The following is a 23,982-nucleotide window of genomic DNA, read 5'->3' as shown; positions in this document are numbered from 1 at the left end:
ATCTGAGGGTAATCAGGTATTGGATCGCATCCTGCCACAAAACATCATACCGGTATGGATGAGTTTCCTCTTCGAGAGTATGAAGGATCTTAAATATGGTTAAATGAGCACAGAACCATCGATCAAAGAATTGGAAGGTGTCTTTCAAATGGCCTTGGGTGGGATTGAGGATCATGCACTTTAAATGTTCTGATTTTTCTAAAAGGTTGGTTACGTTATGGATGCTCATGATCTTGAGATTCTTGAGGGTCAGGTCGAGGATGTGCTCCAGTGGTTCCAGGATTTCGGATAAGTTGTGTTTGTCAAAATCGCTTTCTGCGATGGGTGCGATGGAAACCGAGGCCGCATTCCACTCTTCCGGACTCGGCCAGCGTAGGAACAATCCCGATTCCGGATCGAGCTCCTTGACGAATGAAAAGCCTCTCTTGGATAAGATCTTTTTGGTGACATCCAGATGGACCGCATAGTTGTGCTTCAGCTCCACTTGTATCTCCAGTTAAAACAGATCTAGGGCGAGGGGACTCGGTACGAGTGTTATATAAAAGTACATAAGTTAAGGCGGTCGTCAATAAGATTTTATAGAAAATATGGTTTTTTATGATATGTCGATGTTGTGGCAATGGTTTTCTATGGAGAATGTTCTGGATGTAAGCGATATTTGAATGGTTTGTATTAAAACAATAATATAACATTTGAAAATGATTCAATATATTAAACATGTTGAGCATTATACATGAATGAAGACGGTGGGTTGGCGGCGCGCTCCGATAAAGTTGACGAACGTTTGTTGGGGGTTATGTGGGACTTTGCCAAAGTACCCTCAAAACGCGGCCATTCGTCCCAGTTGCGTTTGCGGGGCGGGTCATGAAACCCGGGAGGCCTTGTCTGTTGGGGAATGCGTGTTGGCTCAGCCCGGGTTCGTGGTTGGCTGTCATGTCGACTCGACGGGGGGAACGGGGAGGCGAAGATTGGGGAAACCCTCAACTCCCATTGCCGGTTTCCAGTTTCTTTCTCAATCGTTCACGAACGAGTTGAACGCGTTTTCGGGCATTGGGTACCGTAATACCACCTTGGTTTGCCATGCTTTTATAGGAAAGGTCCTGAATGAAGTGCATGTAAAAGGTCTGTTTCAACTTTTTGGGAAGTTCATCGGCACTTTTCAATACTTGAACAAGTTTCTCTTGGTGGACCATGTGACATTCCTGGTTGGGAGCCAGTGCCAGGGTATCCGAGGTTTCCACCAAGGTGTTGGATGACTCGTCGGCGAATTGCACTGATTTTCGTTTGCGATATAGATCGATGAAATGATTGTGGATGACCTGCATGAGCCAAGCCTTCTTGTTCTTGATTTTGTTTGTGGCATTCGATGCATAGTTGTACGCCTTGATCATACAGTCCGACAAAGCGTCTTCTGCATCGTGTCGATTTCCTCCGGATAAATACAGGCATCTATTGAACAGTTTCTGTTCGTGTTCCTGCCAATAGTTCCAGAATTCCTCGAAATCCTCTTTCTCGGGTGAAGGGTCGGGGGATGCTTTGCGATGCTCGAATTGGGGATTGTACTCAGTAGACGCGGGGCGGATCGAATTGTGAACGAATTCACATCCGAAACTCTTTTTCATTTTTTCTAATCTCCTAGAATTGTTGAAGTTGACCAACCGATAAGGCCACGTTGACGGAGATGTCTCTTCCCCGGGGGAGGGGGGGGCGGTTGGTACGGGCGGGCTGTGACGGTGTTGGATGGGACATCGGATGGAGGCCCGTCGATCGGGAAGGCGTTGATGGGCAAGCGCACGACAGCCAGAGTCAATCGGTGCTCGCTCGCCCATGTTGGATGTTGGTCAAGCCGCATCTTTGCCTTTTCCTGGCGCGGAGTTGAACCAAAGCGAGACATGGATTTCTGGGCGAACCGGAACCGAAGGCCCTGAAGGATGTCGCGGGGAGAGTGACCGAGCTGTACAGCCATGGAGCCATAAAGCCACTTGGAAGGCACAAAATGGCGTGACTTCCCCCAAGGGTCGGCTCTGGACGGAGCGAGACCTATCTAGGCTTGCGAGTGTGACTTTTTGGATTATTGGCGGAAAAACGAGCTGGGCTTATGGAAGAGTAGATCTTTTTAAAACAAACAAATGAGAAAATAAAGGAAAAAGTGAAAAAATGCGTTCTCTATATGTGAAGCATTGCGTCTGGTGTTCGAAGACCTATTCATTTTGAAAAGAGCTTGAGCGCTGAAAGTAGAGAAAAAGAGGAGAAAAAACTGAATGATAATTATTGAAATTAATCCGTATCAGTGTGAATTTTCTTCATCTTAGGGAATTCTAATGAGGCTGTCCACCAAAAAAGTGACCTACATTTCAATTGGGGAAATGCGTTTGGAAGGCCCGCGCACCATGGGTGATTCAGCGCCTATCGCGGCACTTTCCCGGGTGCTTGGGCCCATCCGGAAGCAGCGATTTTTTGGGAAAGACCCTCGCAATCGCCAGGTTCGCAATGCAGTCCGGCATCGGCGGCTAGGGATTCGGTGTCAGCTAATTAACTGTGATTGAGTAGCTTGTTGGGACTTGGCGCCTGGAACTCGATACCTTGCCCATCCAGGCGAACCAACTTGGCTCCTTCCGTGACTCCGTTCCGGATGGGCACCCGCTCGTTCCGTTAGGAAAGAACCTGAGATCCTAACGGGAAAGTCTCTGGGGATCGGGATCGGCAATTTTTATTAGGAGGTCTGGCAGGATCCACGGATTTTTGCTAGATTTCCCTAGTCGCTTCCTTTTTTTGAATTTTTTCATCTTGCCATTCTCGCCTTGGGTTCGGTGAACGCAATCCGGGTAAAATATTGAAGTAAAACGGGTTGGGGAGAATTTCACGGATAGGACGCCGGTGAACCTCGGCGAGACGAACCCCGCGCTGGCCGATCCATTCCCCCTCGAAATGCAGGCTGGAAGGCTCGGTTTCCGTGCCCATCGGGAATGGCCTGTGTGTGAGCTTTTATCGATTCTTGTTGTGAGAAGACGTTTGTCGTTCTTTACACCCGGCTGCCTCGGATGTTCCGCCCTGCTCGCGTGCCTCATGGTTGGAGGACGATTGCGGTGTTTCCGCTGAATGAGGCTCGGTGTTTCCGGCCTTGAAACTCTCGGTGGGATGAGACCATGGATATTTGGGCCTGGTTGAGAAACGAAGAAGAAGTGTTGCGCAGGCGAGGCGCACATCGGTTGGCCAATTTGATCTTTGCCGTACCCCAATGGGTTCGGGCCAACCAGATCGACCGGGTACGGCAGACCCTGTCCGAGGCGATTTTGTTGGCCCGTCAGGAAAAGAACCCCTGGCTCGAGCTCTACTTTCGCCATTGGCTGATGCAGGGGGTCGTCATTCGGCAGTTCAATGTCGCCGAACACATGACTGAGGTCATTCGCTTGATGGAGTTCGCACACCGCGAGGAAACCCGGGATTGCCCCCAGGCCATCTGTGTGGTTCAGGATGTCTGTTGGGCCTACGATATTCGCGATCATTTGGGATTTGCCCCCGACCGGGCTCGCGTGGCGGCCGAGGCATTGGCGCGAATCGACGCTTCGTGGCCCTGCTTCACCTGCATCGGATCCGAGCTGATCTCGGCGTTGCGCGATGCGGGTCAGGTGGCGTTGGCCCAAAGTGAGCTTTCCCGTTTGGAAGCACTCGCTGCGTCGAATGGCCAGGGAAGCGGAGCCCCGACATTCGCCATCGACACGTTTTGGAACATGGTTGCCTTGGGTCGCTTCCGTGAAGCCTGGCAACTGAACGAGGCCCATGAGGCATCCGAACCTGACGCTTGGTTTTCCATCGCAAAAGAAATCCGCCGTGCCCGGTGTCTCGTCGGCCTCGATCGGGTGGAGACCGCATCTGAAGTCCTGCCGGAATTTTGCCGAATTGCGTCCCTGGTCGAACTCTATCCAACGTGGATGGAAGTGCGCTATCTTCTCGTTCGGCATGGGGGCGTAGCCAACGCGACCTCGACGCGACGAGACTTTCTGCAGGGTTTTCGCCGGCTCCTGGACTTGGGCGCCCTGCGGTACGCTTTGGAAGGCGCGGCCTATTACGCGGAGTTGGCGCTTCAGGCGGGGCTGCCGTACATGGCCGAACTGGCTTCCGAGGCCTTCGCTTCCATTCTTCCGCGGCTGGTTCGCCCTTTGGATGCACCTTCTCGTTTGGCGGACCTTCGATTGCGAATCGAAGCGCAAAAGGCAAACCTTCACTTCCCGAAATGGGTTGTGCAGGGCGATGGTCCGACATCATCGGATCCGGAGGCGGTTTGCGATAGGCTCCTGCACGTACTCGAGTCGTCTCCCGGAGATGTTCGGCTCCAAACGCGTCTCGTGTCCCTGTTCGGTGAACTGGGCTACCAGGCCGAGTTAGGAGATTGGTTGGCACGGATGGTCCACAGATTTCCGGAGGATGGGCATCTCTTTTCCTTGCTTGGTGACCATCTCTTTCGTTCCGGCCACGACGACCGGCTTCGCGAAGCGTGTGAGAAACGAGTCGAAGATGATGTTTCCGATCACCATCGGGCCACCGCCCACTGGTTTTTGGCGAACCTGGCTTGGCGCGAGTGCGCCTGGGAACGAACGCTCGCCCATTTGAAACGAATCCCCTCCGGGCACGCCCGTTACGTCGAGAGTCTCCTGATGCGGGCGGCGGTGTACCGCAAGTGCGGCCAATACGATGCCGCGTTTGGTTGCCTTGCGGATCTCGAGGCTGCCGACGATCGCTCTGCGGAATGGGCATGGGAAGGGGCATTGGTGGCCGCCCAGGTCGGCAACGCGCTCGATGCCAAGAAATTCGAGACCTTTCTTCGGGAAAGCGGGTTCGCGTGTGAAGAACGGCCTACGGAGACAGTCAGAATTCGTGGAACCGGCGAACAGGGCGGGGCGTTCGAGCTTGCGGCGAGGCGGACCGGCATGGTGACCGCGCTGGTTTGCGAACTGGCGCCGCCGAGCTCGGGACTGAACTTTGGCGATGAAGTGCTTGTCAAACCGCTCCGGTTCACTTCGGACAGGGGAGGGCATGCCGCCCACGACGCTGTGTTTGGTGTCGAATCGGTGCCTGCTACCCGCTCGGTACCCACGTTTCCCATTTTCGGGGTCGACCCGGGAAATCAGGCCCTGGCCGAACTGGAGCGAATCGTGGTGGATGCGGGAGGCGCCCTGGCTCGAGACGAGGATGCTTCGAGTGAGACCTGCTTCCATCCCCAGACCTGCGAGGAGCTGCCGGCGCTTTATGGGCGCTTCGCCATCTTGCCCGAAGCGCCGTGGCGTGCTTTCCACAAACGCCTCCTCCGGGCGACCGCGACCTACGCGCATCCGTTGATGTGGCCCCAATTGGCTTGGGCATTGAACCTCGTCGATTTGGTAGCGCACTGGCACCGCCTGGCCGTGCGTTACCAATTGAACTGGGTCGAGTCATTCGAACGGGACTCGTGCAAGGGGGGTACATGAACCCGCGTTTTTCCGAATTTCATTGCGCTCGAGTCGACTTCGAAGGCTTGGTCGACGTACTGAGCGAACACCTCTACTCGACACCCCACGTCATGGTCCGAGAGCTCGTTCAGAATGCGCACGATGCGTTGGTTCGTCGGCGCCTCGAGTCGGATGCTCCCAGGGATCCGGCTGTGCGGGTGGCGGTCGATCCCGACAACGGGACCCTGAGCGTCGAGGACGACGGAGCGGGCATGACCGCCGAGGAAATCAAGGCTTACCTGGCCACGATGGGGGCGGGTTATTCCCGAAGGTTGGCAACGACCTCTCCCGACGGGTCTTTGATCGGTGCATTCGGACTTGGCTTCTTCAGCTCTTTTTTCGTGGGTCGGAAGGTCGAGGTTTGGACCACCTCGTATCAGGAGCCCCATCGCGGTTGGTATTTTTCCAGCCGGAATGGGCGACAGTACGCGCTCGAAGAAACGGATCCTCGGGCGGTTGGAACCAAAATCGTGGTTCATGTGAAACCGGAGTTCGCTCAGGCTTACACGTTTTTGGGTGTTTTGAATTTGTTGCGAAAATATGCCTCCTTGCTGCCGGTTCCCCTTTTTTTAGGGGAGACGCGGGTCAACGACGAGCCACCGCCTTGGCGCACCGGCCAGCCCGTGGACGAGCATTCCTCCGAAATGCGCAACCTCCAATTTGTCGGCCGTCTGGAGGAAGGGTCGCCGCCGATCTGTACCATTCCGGTCGTGGTTCCCGAATGGGATCTCCATGGGTTGCTGTGGATTCAGGATCGGAACACGTATGCGACCAGCGATTTGCGAAGCATGCAAGTGTACGTTCGGGGAATGTTGGTCTGCGAGAACGAGCGTGATTTGTTGCCCTTGTGGGCAGGGTTCGTTTCGGGAGCGATCGAGACGTCTCGATTGGTGCCCACGGCAAGCAGGGAGTCATTGCAGAAGGATGCGGGCTATGCTCGCCTGGCCGAAGTCATTCGCGACGTCTTGATCGCAGGGTTGTTGCGGCTTGCCAGGCGCAGACCCGTCATCTGGCGACGAATTTTGCGGCGTCACAATGAGGCTCTGTTGGGGGCCGCGGTATGCGACCGCGAGCTCTTCGATCTCTTGGCGAATCAGCTCAAAGTGCCGACCACGGAAGGCGACATGGTCATGCCGGACATTTGCGGGTCGAGTCTGGGAAAGGTGCTGGTCAGTTTGGGTGACGAACCCGAGCCGGAAACCATGTTGTACCGCAGCCAGGGGATTCCGGTTGTATGCGGCTCGCGTTACGGCGCTTACGCGTTCGCTCGGAAGTACTGCGAGGACCGTGGCGACGCCATTTTGATCCTGGGGTCCCATCCAAGCCTCGATGTCTTGTTCCCCGAGGTCGAGATCTCTGGGGCGCAACGGGCGCACCTGGAGACGTGTTTCGGTCGGCCGGGCTTTCGGGTGAGGGCCACGAGGTTGGCGTCCAGTGCCATCCCCTTGATGATGGTGCCCAACCGAGATGCGGCATTGAAGAGACGGCTGGAAGCGGATCAGGTAGATGCGCGAATCGGCACGTCGCTGTTGAACATGGTCAAGTTGTTTACGGACACGCTTCCCGAGGACCGTCCGGTCTACGTGATCGTGAACCTGAACGCGGCGTTGGTCGGTGAGTTGTTTCGCCAGCCACCGGAGCGCGCGACCAAACTGGCGTCCTTGTTGGAGGCCATGGCCCTGGCGATGTCGGGAACCACGTCACTCTTGGGTTCGGACACGGGTGAGGCGCTGACACGGTGCTTTCAGCATTTGGAGAGCTTCTGCCTCGCCGGCCCCGAGCGAGATTGTTCCGGTCCCGTGCTGGAAGGTTGAACTTCCTTCCCCTTCGAGAAATTCGCTGGCTGCTTGGTATGAGGTTGGTCCGCAACCCAGAATGAATGGAGCCGGCCTGGCTGGCGGCTAGCCATCTCCTGTGATTGAGGCCTTTTGATGCCCTGGTGGTGGCTCGACGACAAGGTTCATTTGTTTCACCGCCCCAGAATTCAAGAGGTTAGGGGAACCTTGCTCCAAAATGTGCTTTGCATGGTTCATGTCCGGCACTGAATTTCGTCCAGATATTGTAATCCCGCTTTCCAAGGGAAGCGATGCCGACAGGGTCCTGTCCTATGTGTGAGGACCGATAAGACGGTTCGATCCGATGGTGCGTCGTCGTCACCAATCGATCCCCGAATTTGAGGGATAAGGCTTGTCGTCTTTTCGAGAGTGGCGTTCGAATCAAACTGACTCGCCTACGACATTCGTGTGGGGTTGTTTTGATCCAGAAATCTTCGATTGGATGAAACGGTGCGGGTGCATTTTGTTTCATTTTTTATCGGCAGCATCGCCAGGGCACCATGCCTAGTGGATGCCTATTGCCCACATGAGGAAAGAGACGACGCTTGTTCTCCATTTGTCGAAAGAAGCGCACGTATCGAGTTCTTCGCGGGGGGATCACCGTTGTCTAGGGATTAAATCAAATTTTTTGGGAGAAGTTGTATGGCAATCACCATTGTCAAGGCTCTACGACCTTTCGTCGATTTTTTGGAAAAGTATGATGTGCGTACGGGGATCGTCAATGATTTGAAAATCATTTCCTGGCTATGTGGAAAAGGTTGGGGCTACTTAATGGGTTATTCGGACAACCATGAACACGACCGAATAACTGTTGCCACCTTCAACGATGAACTTCGAACTCTCGAGAAAGATCTAAAAGATTTCTTGACCGGGTCCGTAGGGAATACTCCTCCTCTCTATAAATTGAACAGTCAAGTGAAAATTATTGAAGCGATCGTTCAATCTTCCCTGAATAACAGTCCAATATCACTTCTGCCCTTATGGCCGCGATTCGCTTCTGCCGAATTGGTCATCTTACATGCATCCGCTCAAGGCATCTCGGATGGTACTTTCGCTTTTGAAGACAACGACACACTCGAGTCGAGGGCTTCCCTCATTCTCGGCCTTACCAAGAGCTTCTACATTTCTTGTCATGATCAAATGTATCAAGACAGCATGAACAGGATCCGTGAGGTCCAGGGGTCGGTGGCCGATCAGGGGGTTAAGTTATTCGATTCCGGTACCGGTCTCGAGCTCACCACTTGGATTACCGACAATTACGAGCTTGAAGAAATCAAGCTGGCCTATTACGGCCTATTCGTGGAAGTCGAGTGGCAGCTTTTGAACAAGACTCTCATTTTGGATCTTACCGAATGCGTCGAGGCGGGGGTGGCCGATTTCCTACCGCAACAACCCCAAGGGCAACCCTCGCGAAACCGAAGATCCAGTCAAAGTCGTGGCATGGATTGTCCCAGCCGAAAAAACCGGGGAAGGTACGGTAGCAGTGCCCGGAGTGCGCCCGCCGTTTCTCGGCAAAGGCAGGTCATTCCCGATGAAACGGTCACGCTCGATGTACAAGCCAATATTCAGACCCTGCAGGACCATGCGGATGTCATTCCGGAATCGACGCTTCAGTTGATTACCTCTGGTGGAAGCACCCCGGATCAGCCTCAGTGGTCCCAGAATGCCGAAGCGCTCAGTACCTTGTTCGGTCTTGGTTCGGCCATCTTCACGGTGGCCTCTGCAGCCTTTTCCTTCCTTGCCGCACCCTTGACCGCCGTCGCAGGTGTATTTTCAGGGCTCAGTATTTTTGCATCCATCTCGTCGCAATATGGAAACGATGTGCAGGACCAGATTCAGGACGCCATTCAGAAAAATAACATCAGGCAGGCTCTGTTATCTTATAGATCACAAATGATCAGTATTCTCGATTGCTTGTACAGCACTTTCTACGGAGATAGATGGGCCGACCTGGTCTACAATTACCGTGACCAATTTGCTACGTTGAGCCCGGAGAGCGATGCCTACAGGGCCCTGGTCACCAAGTTGAACTCATATGACGAAGCGCTCGATCAGGCCACGACCTTGACTCGTGAAATGTGTTATAACCTATACAATAATAAAAGTTTGCCTGTAGCCAATGTTACCTTTCGTTTGTTCGTTCATTCTTTCTGTTTGTACACCAACCTTCTCGCTGGACAAGTCAATATCAGGGGTTGGAGTGGATATAAAACTATTTTGGGTAAACAGAAAGAATATACGGTACCACTGAGCAATTTAGGGTCATTTCTCAACTTGGCACTCAATCTGTTGATGTCCGCTGTCGACCGTGTCTTCTTGGACAGAAAGCAAGATTTTAGGTTGAAAGACACCATCGGCTCCATACTTTGGTACGATGATTGGCTCGATACCTACGTGTACGATGATCGAAGAGAAGTCGCCGTTACGGATGATTTCGATAGGTATGACTTTCACTCGACCGGAAGTCCACCCACTTGGAATGAAAGAAACAAAGAATATAAGTATCATTCGGGTTTTAAGAGCCTCAAGGATTACGTGGCCATCCGAGCCGGCCTGAGAGCTGTAACCAAGAGCTTCCGAAACTGGGGTGATAATCCGGTGATCGATATCGTTCAGTTGAACCAGATCTATGTCGAGGCGAAGGAGGCCGGCGTCTGGAAAACGCCTCCGGAGCTGCCGATCGAGCGATACAATCGGTACTTCCGGGAAAAAGCCAACATCATGATTCGAAAGTGGCAACATGCATCGGACGTTCTCAAGGATTTCTTCGACAGCAGTCACTTTTTTTGGCAATCGGGAACCAACCAATGGCCCAGTTACGACAAAGATCTTTATGACACCGAAAGTACGAATCTCAACCTCGAAAAGGAACTCGAGTTTCTTCATGATCCCAATATCAACTGGTACTACGATCCTACCAGTGACCGCGATCCTTTGAGAACGGAGTTGTTTACGCAGTTTTATATTTCTCGCGAACCAAGATGACGTGAGCGGTAGTCAGTCGATCATGCACATTTCTTGGATGTCCTCGTGCAATGTGATCGGGTGACAGGTGCAGGGGCGTGGGCGACCCGACAATCCATGGTAGGGCTGACGCTCTAGGAACTCGACCTTCGATGCCGGATCGCCACCCGCCTCCAGCCGCCACTCGATCTTCATCTCTTGGAACCCGCGCCAAGCCTTCCAGGTCCCTTGAATGTCACGGGCATCGCTCGTTTTCAATCCTCCCGACCGACTTGGCGACCTCTCCTCAGATACCCCGCCGCCACAATTCTGACGTAACGTTCAAAAAACCCTCCCTTCCACTGGGACCCACGGTAAAATAAGATCGCTCCCAAAATTCTCCCCAACAGATGTGATTCAATCGTGCGGAGTGATCAGGCCGATGTCCATGTCCGCTCTACCGCAGCCAAGGCCCGACTCGAAACCCATCGAGACGCGCGTATCCTTTTATAAAAGCATTGCCTTTAAAGTGCTTATGGGCATGCTGCTGTTCGATACGGCTCTCATTACCGGCATTGTCGTCGTCATGAATACCGTCGGCTCCAAGCTGGTGATGGCCGAGTCCGCCAAGTTGATCGAAGAGAACGGCAACTACGTGGTCAGCCAGATGAGTGCCCGCCTGGACAAGATCGAGGCCCTCACGCGCACCATGGCCAACGTGGGCGAGGTGCTGCCCCACGAACAGGCCCTGATTCGCAACACCGTTCGACCCATGCTCGATTTCGACGGCGATTTCGACGTGGCGGGCGGTGGCCTGTGGTTCGAACCCTACGTATTCGATCCCGAACTTCGCCGTGCGAGCTTTTTTTGGGGGCGCGACGAGCGCAATCAACTGGTGTTCTTCGACGAGTACAACGCGCCCGGCCCCGAGTTCGACGAATCCCGATTCACCACGGACGAACTGTATCGCACCTCCTTCTTGGCGTCGCCCGGTTACCACAACGAGGAATGGTACGTGGTGATCCCGCACATCGTGGAGGAGGGCAGGAGCTTCTGGTCCGGATCGTACATGGACCCCTACTCCTACCAGCCGATGGTGACGGTGACGGTGGCCATGCGCGATGCGGAAAGCGCCTTCAGGGGTGTGGCCACGGTAGACCTCAAGCTCGAGGGCCTGCACGAACTGGTCACCCAATGGGCCGGAAAAACCGGCGGCTACCTCTTTTTATTGGACCGCGACAATCGATTCATCACCTTTCCCAAACCCGAGATCGCCAAAATCTACTCTCGCGACGGTAAAGGGAACCTGGTCGAGGCCTTTCACACCGTGACCAGTTTCGCCGAGCAGGAACCCCGCTTCCGACCCATGGCGCGCGAGCTGGACGCACTCAATCGGCAATTGATCGACCTGTCGCAGGCCAACCCCTATTACACCCGACAGTTGGTGGAAGCCATCGATGCCAGCAGCTACCAGGTGGACGACCACGCCGCCCAAATGATCACTGCCGTGATGCTCGATCCCTACCGCGAACGCTTCCCCGACACCAGCCTGATCCATTCCGTCGAAGTCGACGACGATCTGCTGCTCGGCCAAAAGGTCGTGGTGTCCGTGTTCCACATCCCTGGCGCCTACTGGAAGGCGGTCATCGTCAAGCCTTTCGCCGAATACGGCCAGGTGGCCGGGCAAATCAAGATGACCATCCTCAACTACATTTTCTTGATCGCCGTGATCATCTTCATTCTCGCTTTTTCCTACCAGTTCCTGTTCATCGTGCGACCGATCAACCGCATCACCCGCAAGGCTGCGAGCATCGGCCACGAACTCCAGTTGGGCAAGTCGATCGGCGAGATCGAAGACCCCCAGGTCAATTTTCGGGCACGCGGCGAGATCGGACGATTGGCGCAGGCCTTCAACGCCATGACCTCCGAGTTGGTGATCACCCAGCGCCAATTGGTGGAGATCAACCGCAACCTGGAAGCCAAGGTCGAAGACCGCACCCGGGAACTGGAAACCAGCCAGGCCATCGCACTGCAGAACGCCCACGCCGCCGGTATGGCCGAGATCGCCACCGGCGTGGTGCACAACATCGGCAACGTGCTGAACAGCCTCAATGTGTCCGTCGATCAAATGGTCGGCGAACTGAACGAGAACCACGCCCAGGGCTACCAGCAGGCCATGAAATTGTTGGAAGCCAACCTGGATCACATCGAACAGTTCCTGCATCAATCGAAGAAGGGCCCGATCCTGATGAAGTACCTCATAGATTTCGGCGAAGTCTACGAAACGGAGCTGACCCATTTGTCCGAGACCTTGGTGGAAATGCGGGAAAAGGTCCAGATCATCAAACAAATCATCATGACCCAGCAGGTCTACGCCAAGGGTGTGGAGCTCTACGAGGAGGTCGATCTGGCCGAGGTCATCGACGACGCCCTCAATTTGGAGACGCCCTCCTTGAAAAAGAACGGCATCCACGTCGTGCGCGACTACCAGGTCGTCGAGCCCCTGCGGACCTCCAAGGTCAAGCTGATGCACATCCTCATCAATTTGATCAAAAACGGGCGCGAAGCGATGATGGCCCACAAATCGGATGAGGAGAAACGGCTCGTGATCGAGCTTTCGTCGCCGGACGAGGGGTGGCTCCGCATCCGTGTCGTGGACAACGGCGTGGGGATTTCCAAGGACAACCTGGCCAAGATCTTCTCCCACGGGTTCACCACCAAACGAGGCGGCAACGGGTTTGGGCTGCACTTCTGCGCCAACGCGGCCAAGGAGTTGGGCGGCGAGCTGACCGGTCGCAGCGACGGCTTGGGTCGAGGCGCCGTGTTCACTTTGCTCCTGGCCGTGAACGACGTGGTCATTTCGTAGGGGGTAGGATCGCCTTCGTTTCTAGGTGGTTGTGAGGCTGGGGCATTTTTCCACCACGGAGCCCGAAACGAATCGCTCGGGAGTTCCCGCATGCACGACGCACATTAATTAGGTTGGAACTCCTCGCATGGATTATTTCGACAAGTTCATCCGGCGGGCTTACCGCCCCTGATGCCCCTACCGGGCACGACAAATCTCTCGGCATTCGGGTGCTCCGAGCGGAACTTGCTTCCTTAAAGACTTTAAACCTTATCTTCGGTCTTTACAGAGTTTGTTGCATAAGAGCCACGCACCGGCGGACATACCCGCTCGATTTCGAGAAAGAAACACCCTACCTGGTTTCTGGCGAAGGGCCATGGGTCATATATTTCAAAAATTAAGCAGGAATTCATAAAGATTGGAAACCGGGAAAGGATCGGCATTGGTGACATATTATGGTCCTGCTTTTCCTGGTTTCCATCATTCCTGCCTTCCTGATCAAGATTTGACGCCGGCAAGACCCAGCTCAGGTTATAGGTACCCTTTAGTTTCAAGAGAGTCGCCCGAGTTCGCAGAGAGCAAGCTGAGGTATATCCGCCAGACCGGTAGGGAGACTTTCTGGCGGTCAACAACATTTTCGACGAGGCGTATTTCCAGGCCAACATCCGCAGGTCGGGACCGCACCAGTTCATGCGGGAAGGTCGCAACATCCAACTCCGCTTGGCTTTCACGTATTGAGATCGTCTCATCTGGCCGGGTTACCTTTCTGAGAACGATTGCTAGGAGATGCAGTACTCCGTGATCGGACGGGTGAAAATGGTATGGCAGCTTGCCTTACCGGCCCTGCTCAACCAAACGAAGTCACTCGGATGAGATGTACGGACCCTTTCGAGAGGGACGCAATTCCGGCTTTGGCCTGCTCGGGAGAATGGATCGCTCCGCTCTTTGGCTCTGGACTTTTTCGAAGTCGGTGTCGCTTCGTATAATGGACCCCATAATCGAGACCAGGAGCTAAGCTTCAAAAGCGTTAAGGTGGGACCTCGGGTAAACAGCGGGGCAGAGAGCCAAGGGGGAGCATAAAGCGGGCGCTCCACCATAGTGTTGGGGCCCACCCCTCGTACCCCAGGGGACACCTTGACGGCCCAGCAAGCTGCGCCATCAAGATGTCCATGGTGCGCCAGGGGTCCACCCTAACACCATGGTCGTTCGTCCGTTTATATCCCCCTCGGCCAACAGCTACTGCGGAGCCGGAGAGAGGTAAACCGAGTTTTGGCTAGGAAGCGCAACAATCACGATCCCAAGTTCAAGTCCCGGGTGGCTTTGGAAGCGATTCGCGGCATCAAAACGGTCTCGGAACTGTCAGCCCAGTACGGGGTCCACCCGACCCTGATCAACCGCTGGAAAAAGCAGGTGATCGAGTCCCTGCCGGAGGTGTTCGAGAGCGGGAAGGCTCCTCGAAAACCCGCCGGCGAATCACCGGAAATCGGCAAGCTTTACGAACAAATCGGTCGTCTCCAGGTGGAGCTCGACTGGCTCAAAAAAAAATCTGAATCCCTGCATTGAGGAGAAACGGCTGTGTATCGAACCCCATCACCGCCGGTTGAGCATTCGCCGGCAGTGCGCCTTGCTTGGGTTATCGCGAGCCTCGTACTACTACGAGCCGCGACCCGAGAGGCCCGAAAACCTGGTCTTGATGTCGGAGATCGATCGTATTTACCTGGATTTCCCCTACTTCGGCAGCCGACGCATGGCCGCCTTCCTGCGAGATCGAGGGTATGCGGTCAACCGGAAACGGATTCAACGGCTCATGCGGTTGATGGCCCTGGAGGCCGTGTATCCCAAGCCCCGCACCAGCGCGGCCAACCCGGCCCATCGCGTGTATCCTTACTTGCTGCGGGACCTGACCATCACCCATCCCAACCACGTTTGGAGCACCGACATCACCTATGTGCCGATGCGGCGAGGCTACATGTACCTGACGGCGATTATCGACTGGTACAGCCGGTACGTGGTGGCTTGGGAAATCTCCAACACGCTGGATGGAGCCTTTTGCCGCGAGGTTCTGAGACGCGCGCTGCAAAACAAGAAACCTTCGATATTCAACACCGATCAAGGCGCGCAATTCACGAGCCCGAAATTCACCGAAATCCTTCAGGAGGCAGAGGTTCAGATCAGCATGGACGGCAAGGGACGCGCACTGGACAACGTGTTTGTCGAACGATTGTGGCGTTCGGTGAAATACGAGCACATCTACCTGCACAGTTACGAAAACGGCCTGGAACTGTACCATGGGCTTCACAGGTACTTTGAACACTACAACAACGAGCGGCCACATCAATCGCTCGGCAACCAGAAACCCTCCGAGGTGTACCACGCCACCGAAGCTTAAGTTTGGCACCTTTTGGTCTAGACAACGGGGTCCACTATATCGATTGGTGGAACAAGCTGTTCCACCTACAGGCCTGACGCCCATCTTAGGATACGGGAATTCCCGGATCACGCTCTACGATGGGTCGACCCGATTCGGGTCGGGGATCCATTCCCCTAAGATCGGCAGCTCGTCGGAGCCAACCGGCACGAGGTTCCCGTAAGCCCACAAGCTTCGTAAAGCCTGTAGGTTGAGCAGCTTGCTCAACCAGCCGAAGCTACTCCGACGCGATGTACCGATTCGATCTAGAGGGCTTCTATCCCGGTTTTGACCTGCTCGGGAGAACGGATCGCTCCGCTCTTTGGCTCTATACCTGACCGAAACGGACGTCGCTTCGATTGGTGGAACACGCTGTTCCACCTACAGGCCTAACGCCCCTCTGGGGATGCGGGGAGTTTTGACTTATCGGCTTTCGATTGGGGTCGTGAGGGAAAGGATCGGCTTCGCACTTTGGCGCAATTGGTTGCTGTTGCTTGGGTTGCTTCGAAGTGTCGGCCCAGCGGGCCAACCTCCAGGCCTAACGCCCCTCTGGAGATGCGGGGAGTTTTGACTTATCGGCTTTCGATTGGGGTCGTGAGGGAAAGGATCGGCTTCGCACTTTGGCGCAATGGATTGCTGTTGCTTGGGTTGCTTCGAAGTGTCGGCCCAGCGGGCCAACCTCCAGGCCTAACGCCCCTCTGGAGATGCGGGGAGTTTTGACTTATCGGCTTTCGATTGGGGGCGTGAGGGAAAGGATCGGCTTCGCACTTTGGTGCAATGGGTTGCTGTTGCTTGAGTTGCTTCGAAGTGTCGGCCCAGCGGGCCAACCTCCAGGCCTAACGCCCCTCTGGAGATGCGGGGAGTTTTGACTTATCGGCTTTCGATTGGCGGCGTGAGGGAAAGGATCGGCTTCGCACTTTGGTGCAATTGGTTGCTGTTGCTTGGGTTGCTTGGGAGCGTCGGCCCAGCGGGCCAACCTACAGGCCTAACGCCCCTCTGGTGATGCGGGAACGCCGAGCGAGGGCGCTCCGGTGGAGGGGGAACGTCGCGCCTCCGTCGCTTCGCGCTTCACACGAGGAAGGGCCTGGCCTCACCGCGATGGGGAAGGCCAGGCCCGGTTTCAGGTGTCAGGTTGGGTTGCGTCTATTGGACGAAGTGTGGTTCCTTGTGGGGTCCCCAGGTCACGTCCAGGTCCACGTTGGGGAATCGCCGCTTGAAGTTGGTCATGACCCAGTCGCACGAGTTGCACGGCGCCAGCTCGGTGTGCAGCCGGACGTACCCCGTCGCCGTGCCCTGGTGGTTCCTGAACCGCTGGGTGATCTCCTCCAAGATCTTGAACTCGGTGTCGAATTCGCGGGTGTTGCGCGCCACGGCATCCTCGAACATGATCGGGTCCGACACGTCTTCGCGGGTGATGGGCTTGAGAAGCGAGTATCGGATGTTGGCGTTGGGGGCCTCGTCGGGCATGCCCACCCGGGCCGGACCGCTGGCGCTCCAGAGCTGGCCGCGCCGGCCATTGATCTTCCAATAGGCGCCGGCCATGTTTTGGTTGGGGCGGATGCTGCGATAGCGGAACCGCAAATCCCGCAGGTCGGCGTTGCACAGGTTGTGCACCAACACGGCGGGACCGGCCGCGACATCCTGGTTCAGGGCCAGGCTGCCCGCCACGTAGTAGGTGTGGGCCGTTTCCACTTCGAAGTTGTAGACGCGGAAGCTGCCCTTCTCGAAGCTGATCGCGTCGACCTCCGAAATCTGGCCGGCACGGGTCACCAGGCGATCGCCCGCTTCCAGGTCCTCGGCCTCCACCCAGCCTTGACCGTCCACGTAGAACGGGTGCTCGGTGGTGGTCTCGATCACCTGGTCGTCCATCTCGACCTTGACCAACGTGTCCTTGGTGCGACGGAACAGGCGGACGACCGGCCGCATTTCGATGTCGCCGGTCTCCTCGTTGAAAGCCCAAACCTGTTCGCCGACCTCGATGTCATCGATGGGGACCATGCCCTCGTCGGTGGCGACCAACGTGTTTTCGGTGAAACACTGACCCAGTTTGGCCAGGGCCCGCGGAGCCCGCGATCCGCTGCGAATCGTGCGCGCCAGGGAGGAGCGCATGTAGCGGAAGGCCTTGAAGGTGCGCTTGGCGATCTGGCCCAGGGCGGCCGAGCCCACGTGGGCGACACCGCCGATGGCGCCACCCAACAGCGTACCCGTCAGCCAGGCGTTGAACAGATCCGATCCGGATTGCCCGTTGATCGCGGCCAACGACAGCGACTCGAGACCGCCGAACACGGCTCCGGAGATCGTCGACAGGGCCAGGCCGGCGCCGAAACTGGCGCCCGCGCCGAGGCCGCCGATCGCTCCCGAAACGGCGCCGAAGGCTGCGCCCACGAAAATCCCGGCCCAGGTCTTGCCCGAGGACCAGTCCCAGGCGGCGGGGTTGAAGTTGCCGTTGTTGGTGGCGACGCCGCCGAAGTAACCGCCGATCACGGCGCCGATGATGGCGCCGATGATGATCGCGGTCAGCACCGCGAAGTCACCGGTGGGGTCCACGCGGCTGATGGGATCGCCGCCCACGTAGCTGTAGGGGCTCGCGAATTGGCCGGCGCGGTCGGTGGTGAGAAAGCTGCCACTCCAGGGATCGTAGTAGCGCGATCCGAAATCGTAGAGCTGGGCGTCCTCGTCCCATTGGCGGCCGGAGAATTTGGCCGCGAAATCGTCGGTACCCTCGCCGTGGGACGTGACCATGCGGCCGTACGGCTGGTAGGCGATGCGGGCGGTGACCGTACCGCGCTCGTTGGTGACGACCCGTGAGCTGAACACCTGGTCGCCGTGGAAATAGCGTATGCTGTCCGCGACCGGTACGCCGGCTCCGTTGGCACCAGGGGTGACGGCCGCCATCGCGGTGCCTCCGCCGCCGAGCGTCAGCGCGGCGAGCACCAGGCCGGTCGCCATGGCGCGTGCGAAGCGGGGCCGGGCGTAGTCGGTGACGTCGCGGGAAGCCAGGTTGCGAGCCTGACCGGATTCCAGCAAACCAGTTCGATCGAAAACGGCGGCCAGCGCCTCCCGGCTCCGACCCAGCCACGATGCGCGGCGGGCGCCCTTGAAGGCCACCACCAGGTAGAGCAGCAGCAGTGCACTGAGCAGCAGGCCCAGCAGCACCGCGCCGCCGGTGCCGTTCTCGGCCACCCGGCTCATCTTGGCCAACAACCCGTAGCCGACGGCGTGGGTCAGGCCTTCGAGGGTGCTTCGGTCATAGAGTGCGCCGTTCATCGCCAGCGAGGCGACCGTATCGCCCTTTCCGGCGCGCGTCACCGCCGCCACCTCACCCGAACGGCCGCCCACATGGAGGGTTCGCAGGAAGCTGCCGTCCGAAAGTCGGGTGATTTCGTAGCCGGGGAAGGCGTACAGCGTGGTGTGTTCGTGATCGCGCTTCAGGAATACGTTGCCTTCGGGGTCGTAGAGCGCCGTTTTCTCGCTGATGACTTGGGTACCGTCCTGGTCGCGTTCGACGCGGGTCGAGATCAGGCGGCCGTCGGCATCGTACCGGAACCACATCTTCGCCGCACCGTCGGGCGTGTGGTGTTGCGACATCCAGCCGTTGTCGTGGTAGGCGTAGACGTCGCCGTCGCTGCTGCCGGTCAGGCGGTTCACCGCGTTGACGTCGCGCTGGAATTTCACCGTGCCGCGCGATTGCAGGTTGCCGTTGGGGTCGTAGGCGAAATCCAGGTCCCCGTAGATCCCGGACGCGGAGGTCAGGCGGCCGGCGGCGCTGTAGCCGAAAGTCTGGCTCAACGATCGATTCGTGCCTTCGCGAACCGCGGTGATCTTGTGGGCGGTGTTCCAACTGAACTGTTGGTCCAGCAGGCGATCGCCGCCGCTCGTGGTGGATTTGCTGGATTTCATCCGACCCAGTGCGTCGAAGCCGTAACCGGTCGTGACGCCGTTGCCGTACTCGGCCAGTAGCGGCTGTCCCAGCGCGGTGTAATCCTCGTAGCGGATGATTTGCTCGGGCACCCGCCGGCCTGGCTCATGGAGACTGACCCGGCCCAGGTAATCGCCCCAGCGGTGGTAGGCATTGCGCAGGACGCTGCCGTCAGGATTGGTCGTTTCCACCAATCGCCCGATGGGATCGTAGCGGTAGAGGCTGGTATAGGTGGTGCCGGCGAATGCCCCGAACTGCGGTACGACGGTCTTGGCCTTGATCCGGCCCTGTTTGTCGTAGGCGTACCGCCAGGTGGCCTTGCCCAGGTTGTCGCTGGTGACCGAGGTCAGGCGACCGGCGCCGTTGGCGATGCCTCGCTCGCCGTAGGTGTAGCGATAGGTTACGTCGTCCAGGTTTTGCGAGGGCTGGCTCAGCGTTTTGCTGGCGATGCGGCCCATCGCGTCATGGGTCATGCTGATCTTGTTGCCGAGCGCATCGGTACTCTCCACCAGGCGTCCGCTCAAGTCGTAGCCGAAGTGCGAGATCCCGCTATCGGGGGCGTCGTGCTCCGTGATCTGGCCGCGCGAATCGTAGCTGAAGCCGCTCGCACCGCCTTTCGCATCGGTTTTGGTGGTGACGCGGCCCAGGCGATCGTATGCGGTCATCGAGATGTGGCCTTCCTCGTCTCGATGGCGCACCTTGCGGCCGTGACCGTCGAACCAGGTTTTGGTGCTGACCTCGCCCGCACGCGCGCCGGCTTGGGCCGAGGGGTCCGGCATGGTGGCCACCACGTAGAAGCCCTGTTGGTCCGCCCCGTACTGGAAGCGGTGGACGGCGCCCATGGGATCGGTGATGGATTTGATGCGGCCGTCGCCGTAGTAGATCCTGCGGTGATAGCGCACCGCCTCGCCGTCGTAGAAGGGCAGGGACTCGTCCATGACGCGCCCGGCCGCATCGAATTCGGTCAGGGTCACGCGTGTCTGGTCCTGGCGATAGCCTTGGGTTTCCGTGCGATAGGGGCGCAACAGCCCGTCGTGGTAGACGCGCTTCCACTGCCACCCGTCCTGGTCGTCTTCGTTCCAGGTGTCGCGGGTTCGGGTCTCCACGTAGTAGCCGCGTTGGCCGTCCATGCCGTAGTGGGTCACGGAGATCAGCAGTTGATCGTCCGAGTCGGGGTCTGGCCCGTAGTTGCGAACCGGCCGTCCGTGGGCGTCGAAATCGGTGCTCGAGACGTGGCCGTTCGCGTCCGTGCTCGAGGTGAGCAGGCCGAAACGGGCGTCGTAGCGATCCTCCTGGGAAAGCCCGCCTTCCGCGAACCGCGTCGTGTGCGGGAAGGTGTGGTGTCGATCTTCGAAGCGCACCGTGGTGACGTGGCCCTCGGGATTGGTGGTTTGAATGACGTTGCCGAAACGGTCGTGGGCGTAGCGGGTGCCGGACCAAACCTCGTGGGTGTCCACGTAGGTTTGGTCCTCCGTGAGATTGCCCTTGGCATCGTAGGTCCAGCGCTGCCAGGAGAGGTCCGTGCCCGCATGCCAGCGGCGCCACAGGGAGGCCAGCTCGGAGGGAATCGTCGAGCGGGCGAGCGTCTTCGACTCCAGTCGTTCGTTCAGGCGCCATGCCGCCGGATCCACCCGAAAACGGTTCACGGTCAACACGTCGTCATCGTCGTGGCGCGTATCGCCCAGGTCCAGTGTGGCGATCAGGTTCCCGTAGTCGTCGTACCGGTATTCGCGTCGCGTGGTGATGGTCGTGCCGCCCAACTGGCGTTCCTCGGAGGTTTCGGTCGGTTCGACGCGATGAACCGCGGTGTTTGCGGTGGTCGTCGCGGCGTAGCCGTGACGGGTCCTGTTGCTGAAGCCGTCGCCGGCTTCCGTGGTTTCCCGGGGCAGGCCGTTTTTCGGGAACTCGGTGTGATAGCGATGGGTGATGCGAAGTCCCGTGTCGCGACCTTCCACGGTCATCGCCCGGAAACCCATGAACCCGCGTTGCATGTCGCTGACCCCACCGAGGTAGGTGAAGTTGTAGGTTTGACCCTTGGTGGGGCCCGCGTCCAGACGGTAGGAGGCCACGACCCGCATGGATCCGTGGAACCACTGTTGCCCTTCCGCCAGGGGTGCGCTGGTGTCGACTTCGGTGTACAGGGCCTCGTCGGTCAGCGGCTTGTAGTGGATGTCCACCCGGCCGCCGAAGGGTTCTTCGATGCGGGTGATCAGGTCGGCCTTGTCGGCGGGATTGAGCAGTACGCGCAGTTCGTTGCTGTCCTTCTTCTGGTAGACCAGGTCGGTGAGGCCGTCGCCGTCCATGTCCAGCAGCCACTGGGCGCTGTCGCCCTGGTCGGACTCGTGGTCTTTGGTGCCGAACAAGGTCTCGTGGCTGTCGAAGCCGGATCCGTTCCGTCCGATTTGGAGGCGGTAGTGCTGGGTGCTGTGCTCGGTGGGGTTGTCCTCGTCGCTCCAGCCGTCGTATTGCTGGTACAGCAAATCGGGGATGCCGTCGCCGTTCATGTCCGCCAGCCACTGTTGCGCGCCGTAGATGTTGACGTAGGTGGTCGCGGCATGGCCCAACGATTTCTTCACGAAGGACGTGCCGGTGCTCACCAGCGCCTGGTACTGGATGACGCCGCCGCTGTTGTCCAACTGACCGAACATCAGGTCGGCCAGGCCGTCGCCGTTGACGTCGGTCAACCAGTGATTGAAGAAGAAGGCCGTGTTCTCGGCGTGTCCGTGCCAGCGCCGGGCCGAGCGAAACCCGCCTTCCCCGTTGTTGAGGCACACCATGTAGTTGAAATTGAGGCCGTGGATGTAGACCAGATCGGGCAGGCGGTCGCCGTTCACGTCCACCAGCCACTGGGCCTTGGATTGCCCGTTGTCGTGCACGTAGTCGCCGAGCGTGGTGGCACGGCGTGCGGTGGTGAAAGCGCCGCCCTCGTTGGGCAGCCACAGGTAATCCGAGGTGAGGGCGCGGTTGTAGATCAGATCCGCGTCGCCGTCGCCGTCGAAGTCCATCAGCCAGTGGCCGCGAATGTCGCCGAACTGGTCTTGGGGTGTGTCCTCCCGTTGGCCGTAGACCACCAGGTTGCGTGCCCCGTTGCGATTGCTCAGGACCGCGCCGTAGCGATGGTCGTATTGATCGTGGTCGCCCGCCGCGATCAGGTAGACCATGTCCAAGATGCCGTCGTTGTTGAGATCGGCCGACCAGACCTGTTCTTTGCGGGCCGGCTCGCCCAGCGTGGAGACGTCGGCGAAGGCCTCGTCCACCAGCCGGTCACCGGTGCTGCGCAGCAGGCGGAAGCGGTTGTTGCCCCGTTCCTTGTAGAGGAAGTCGGTCAGACCGTCGCCGTTCCAGTCGGCGGGATAGAACATCTCGCTGAAGCCCATGTCGCGGGCCGGGCTGCCCAGGTTGGTTTCGTGGATTTCGGACGATGTGTCGTCGTAGCTGAAGGTCGTGGGTTCGAAACACGCCCAATTGGGAGAGGTAGCCCGCGCGTCTTCATAGGCCGCGTTGCCGCAGCGTTCGATGGCCCGAACCCGTTGGCGCTCGCTGGTGGGGCTGACCTCGTAGTTCACCGTATAGCGCGTGACGGGTCTGTCCGAGACCCTGGTCGTGATGGTGTGCAGCAGCTTGTCGTTGGCGATGGTCTTCCCGCCGAGGTATTGGACCAAGGGGGTCCGATCCACATAGGCGAAATGAACCGAACGGGTGGCTGCCACATGCCCTCCGGTGTAGGCGATGGTCTCGATCAGCAACAAGCCGGAGCTGTTGGTCAGGTACTGAAAGGCGATGGTATTGCCGTTCAGGTCACTGGCCTGGTCGAGGCCCCAGGCCCGCGTGTGACCGGCGACCTCGGCCCGCGCCTGGGCCTCGCGGCCGAAGATCCAGCGATGGCCGCCGCGCTGGATGACCTCGAACCAGGCGCCGTCGCCGTCGATGTCGCCGTGGCCGACGATCTTCATCCAGCTCTCTTTTTCGGTGCGGTAGACCGTGCCGTCCTTGCCGTAGGCGGCAGCCCGTCGATCCGGCTGGGTCAACGCGGTTCCGGATGCGTCCTGTACCGCGACGAGTCGCTGGCCTTGAAAGTAGAGCCGGTCTTTGTCGGCTGCATCGAAGCGAACGGCGCGTTGCCTGCCGTCCACCGTCCTGGTTTGCGGGCCGCGGGTGATGCTGGGAATGCCCTGGAGCGACCAGCCGGGACCGAGCGGTCCATCGGGAATCATGCTGTCGTAGCGGAGTGCCAGGTTGGGTTGGGCGCCGTTGATTCCTGGCGGAATATCGATCGGCACCGTGTAGTTGGCCGCGCCCGAGGAGTTGACCTCGAAGAGGCCCTCGATGCCGCCGGCCGGGTTGGCCCATAGGTGGGTGAAGCTGAAAAGACATAGGAGGTATGGAAAGATCCTGGTTGGCTTGGATAGCCGATGCATGGAAAGACTCCTTGTATGCAGGGAGATAGCGGGCCGCGACCGCGGGTGCGGTCACCGCCTGTGGATGAGATATGGGGAGGCCATGGCGATGGAGATGCCACCGATGGCCCGGTCGGGCAGGCTGCAATG

General features: G+C 58.0%; 8 protein-coding genes. 5 read left to right on the top strand and 3 right to left on the bottom strand.

The features are described 5' to 3' along the window. Positions 1-980: 980 nt before the first annotated feature. Positions 981-1,622 (bottom strand): RNA polymerase sigma factor, encoded by a 642-nt coding sequence (locus J3U87_RS27875; protein ID WP_237379065.1) that lies wholly within the window; start codon positions 1,620-1,622, stop codon positions 981-983. Between the two features lie 1,524 nt (positions 1,623-3,146). Here J3U87_RS27875 and J3U87_RS27870 point away from each other — a divergent pair. From J3U87_RS27870 to J3U87_RS27860, 3 genes are all read left to right on the top strand, one after another. Next, positions 3,147-5,465: a tetratricopeptide repeat protein gene (locus J3U87_RS27870; protein WP_237379064.1), complete on the top strand. Its 2,319-nt coding sequence runs from the start codon at positions 3,147-3,149 to the stop codon at positions 5,463-5,465. Further along, positions 5,462-7,300 carry an ATP-binding protein gene (locus tag J3U87_RS27865; RefSeq protein ID WP_237379063.1) on the top strand — a complete coding sequence of 613 codons (1,839 nt, stop codon included), beginning with the start codon at positions 5,462-5,464 and terminating at the stop codon, positions 7,298-7,300. The genes J3U87_RS27870 and J3U87_RS27865 overlap by 4 nt, the downstream gene beginning before the upstream one ends. A 663-nt stretch (positions 7,301-7,963) precedes the next feature. Next, entirely contained in the window at positions 7,964-10,306 is a 2,343-nt protein-coding gene (locus tag J3U87_RS27860) for a hypothetical protein (protein ID WP_237379062.1), read from the top strand. 12 nt (positions 10,307-10,318) lie between these two features. Here the strand turns inward: J3U87_RS27860 and J3U87_RS27855 are convergent, their stop codons facing one another. Further along, positions 10,319-10,543, bottom strand: coding sequence for a hypothetical protein (locus tag J3U87_RS27855; RefSeq protein ID WP_237379061.1), 225 nt, complete (start codon positions 10,541-10,543; stop codon positions 10,319-10,321). 262 nt (positions 10,544-10,805) lie between these two features. Here J3U87_RS27855 and J3U87_RS27850 point away from each other — a divergent pair, with 262 nt between their 5' ends. Both J3U87_RS27850 and J3U87_RS27845 read left to right on the top strand, forming a co-directional pair. Beyond that, positions 10,806-13,130 carry an ATP-binding protein gene (locus J3U87_RS27850; protein ID WP_237379060.1) on the top strand — a complete coding sequence of 775 codons (2,325 nt, stop codon included), beginning with the start codon at positions 10,806-10,808 and terminating at the stop codon, positions 13,128-13,130. 1,248 nt (positions 13,131-14,378) lie between these two features. Further along, a protein-coding gene (locus tag J3U87_RS27845) for an IS3 family transposase (protein WP_420038213.1) occupies positions 14,379-15,498 on the top strand; the annotation gives its coding sequence in 2 pieces (ribosomal slippage) (positions 14,379-14,668 and positions 14,667-15,498; 1,122 coding nt in all). A gap of 1,161 nt (positions 15,499-16,659) precedes the next feature. Here J3U87_RS27845 and J3U87_RS27840 read toward each other — a convergent pair. Continuing rightward, positions 16,660-23,853 carry a polymorphic toxin-type HINT domain-containing protein gene (locus J3U87_RS27840; protein ID WP_237379059.1) on the bottom strand — a complete coding sequence of 2,398 codons (7,194 nt, stop codon included), beginning with the start codon at positions 23,851-23,853 and terminating at the stop codon, positions 16,660-16,662. Between the last annotated feature and the right edge of the window lie 129 nt (positions 23,854-23,982).

The sequence above is a fragment of the Sulfidibacter corallicola genome, assembly GCF_017498545.1.
Taxonomy (GTDB): domain Bacteria; phylum Acidobacteriota; class Holophagae; order Acanthopleuribacterales; family Acanthopleuribacteraceae; genus Sulfidibacter; species Sulfidibacter corallicola.
This window is presented reverse-complemented; position numbering and strand designations above follow the sequence as displayed.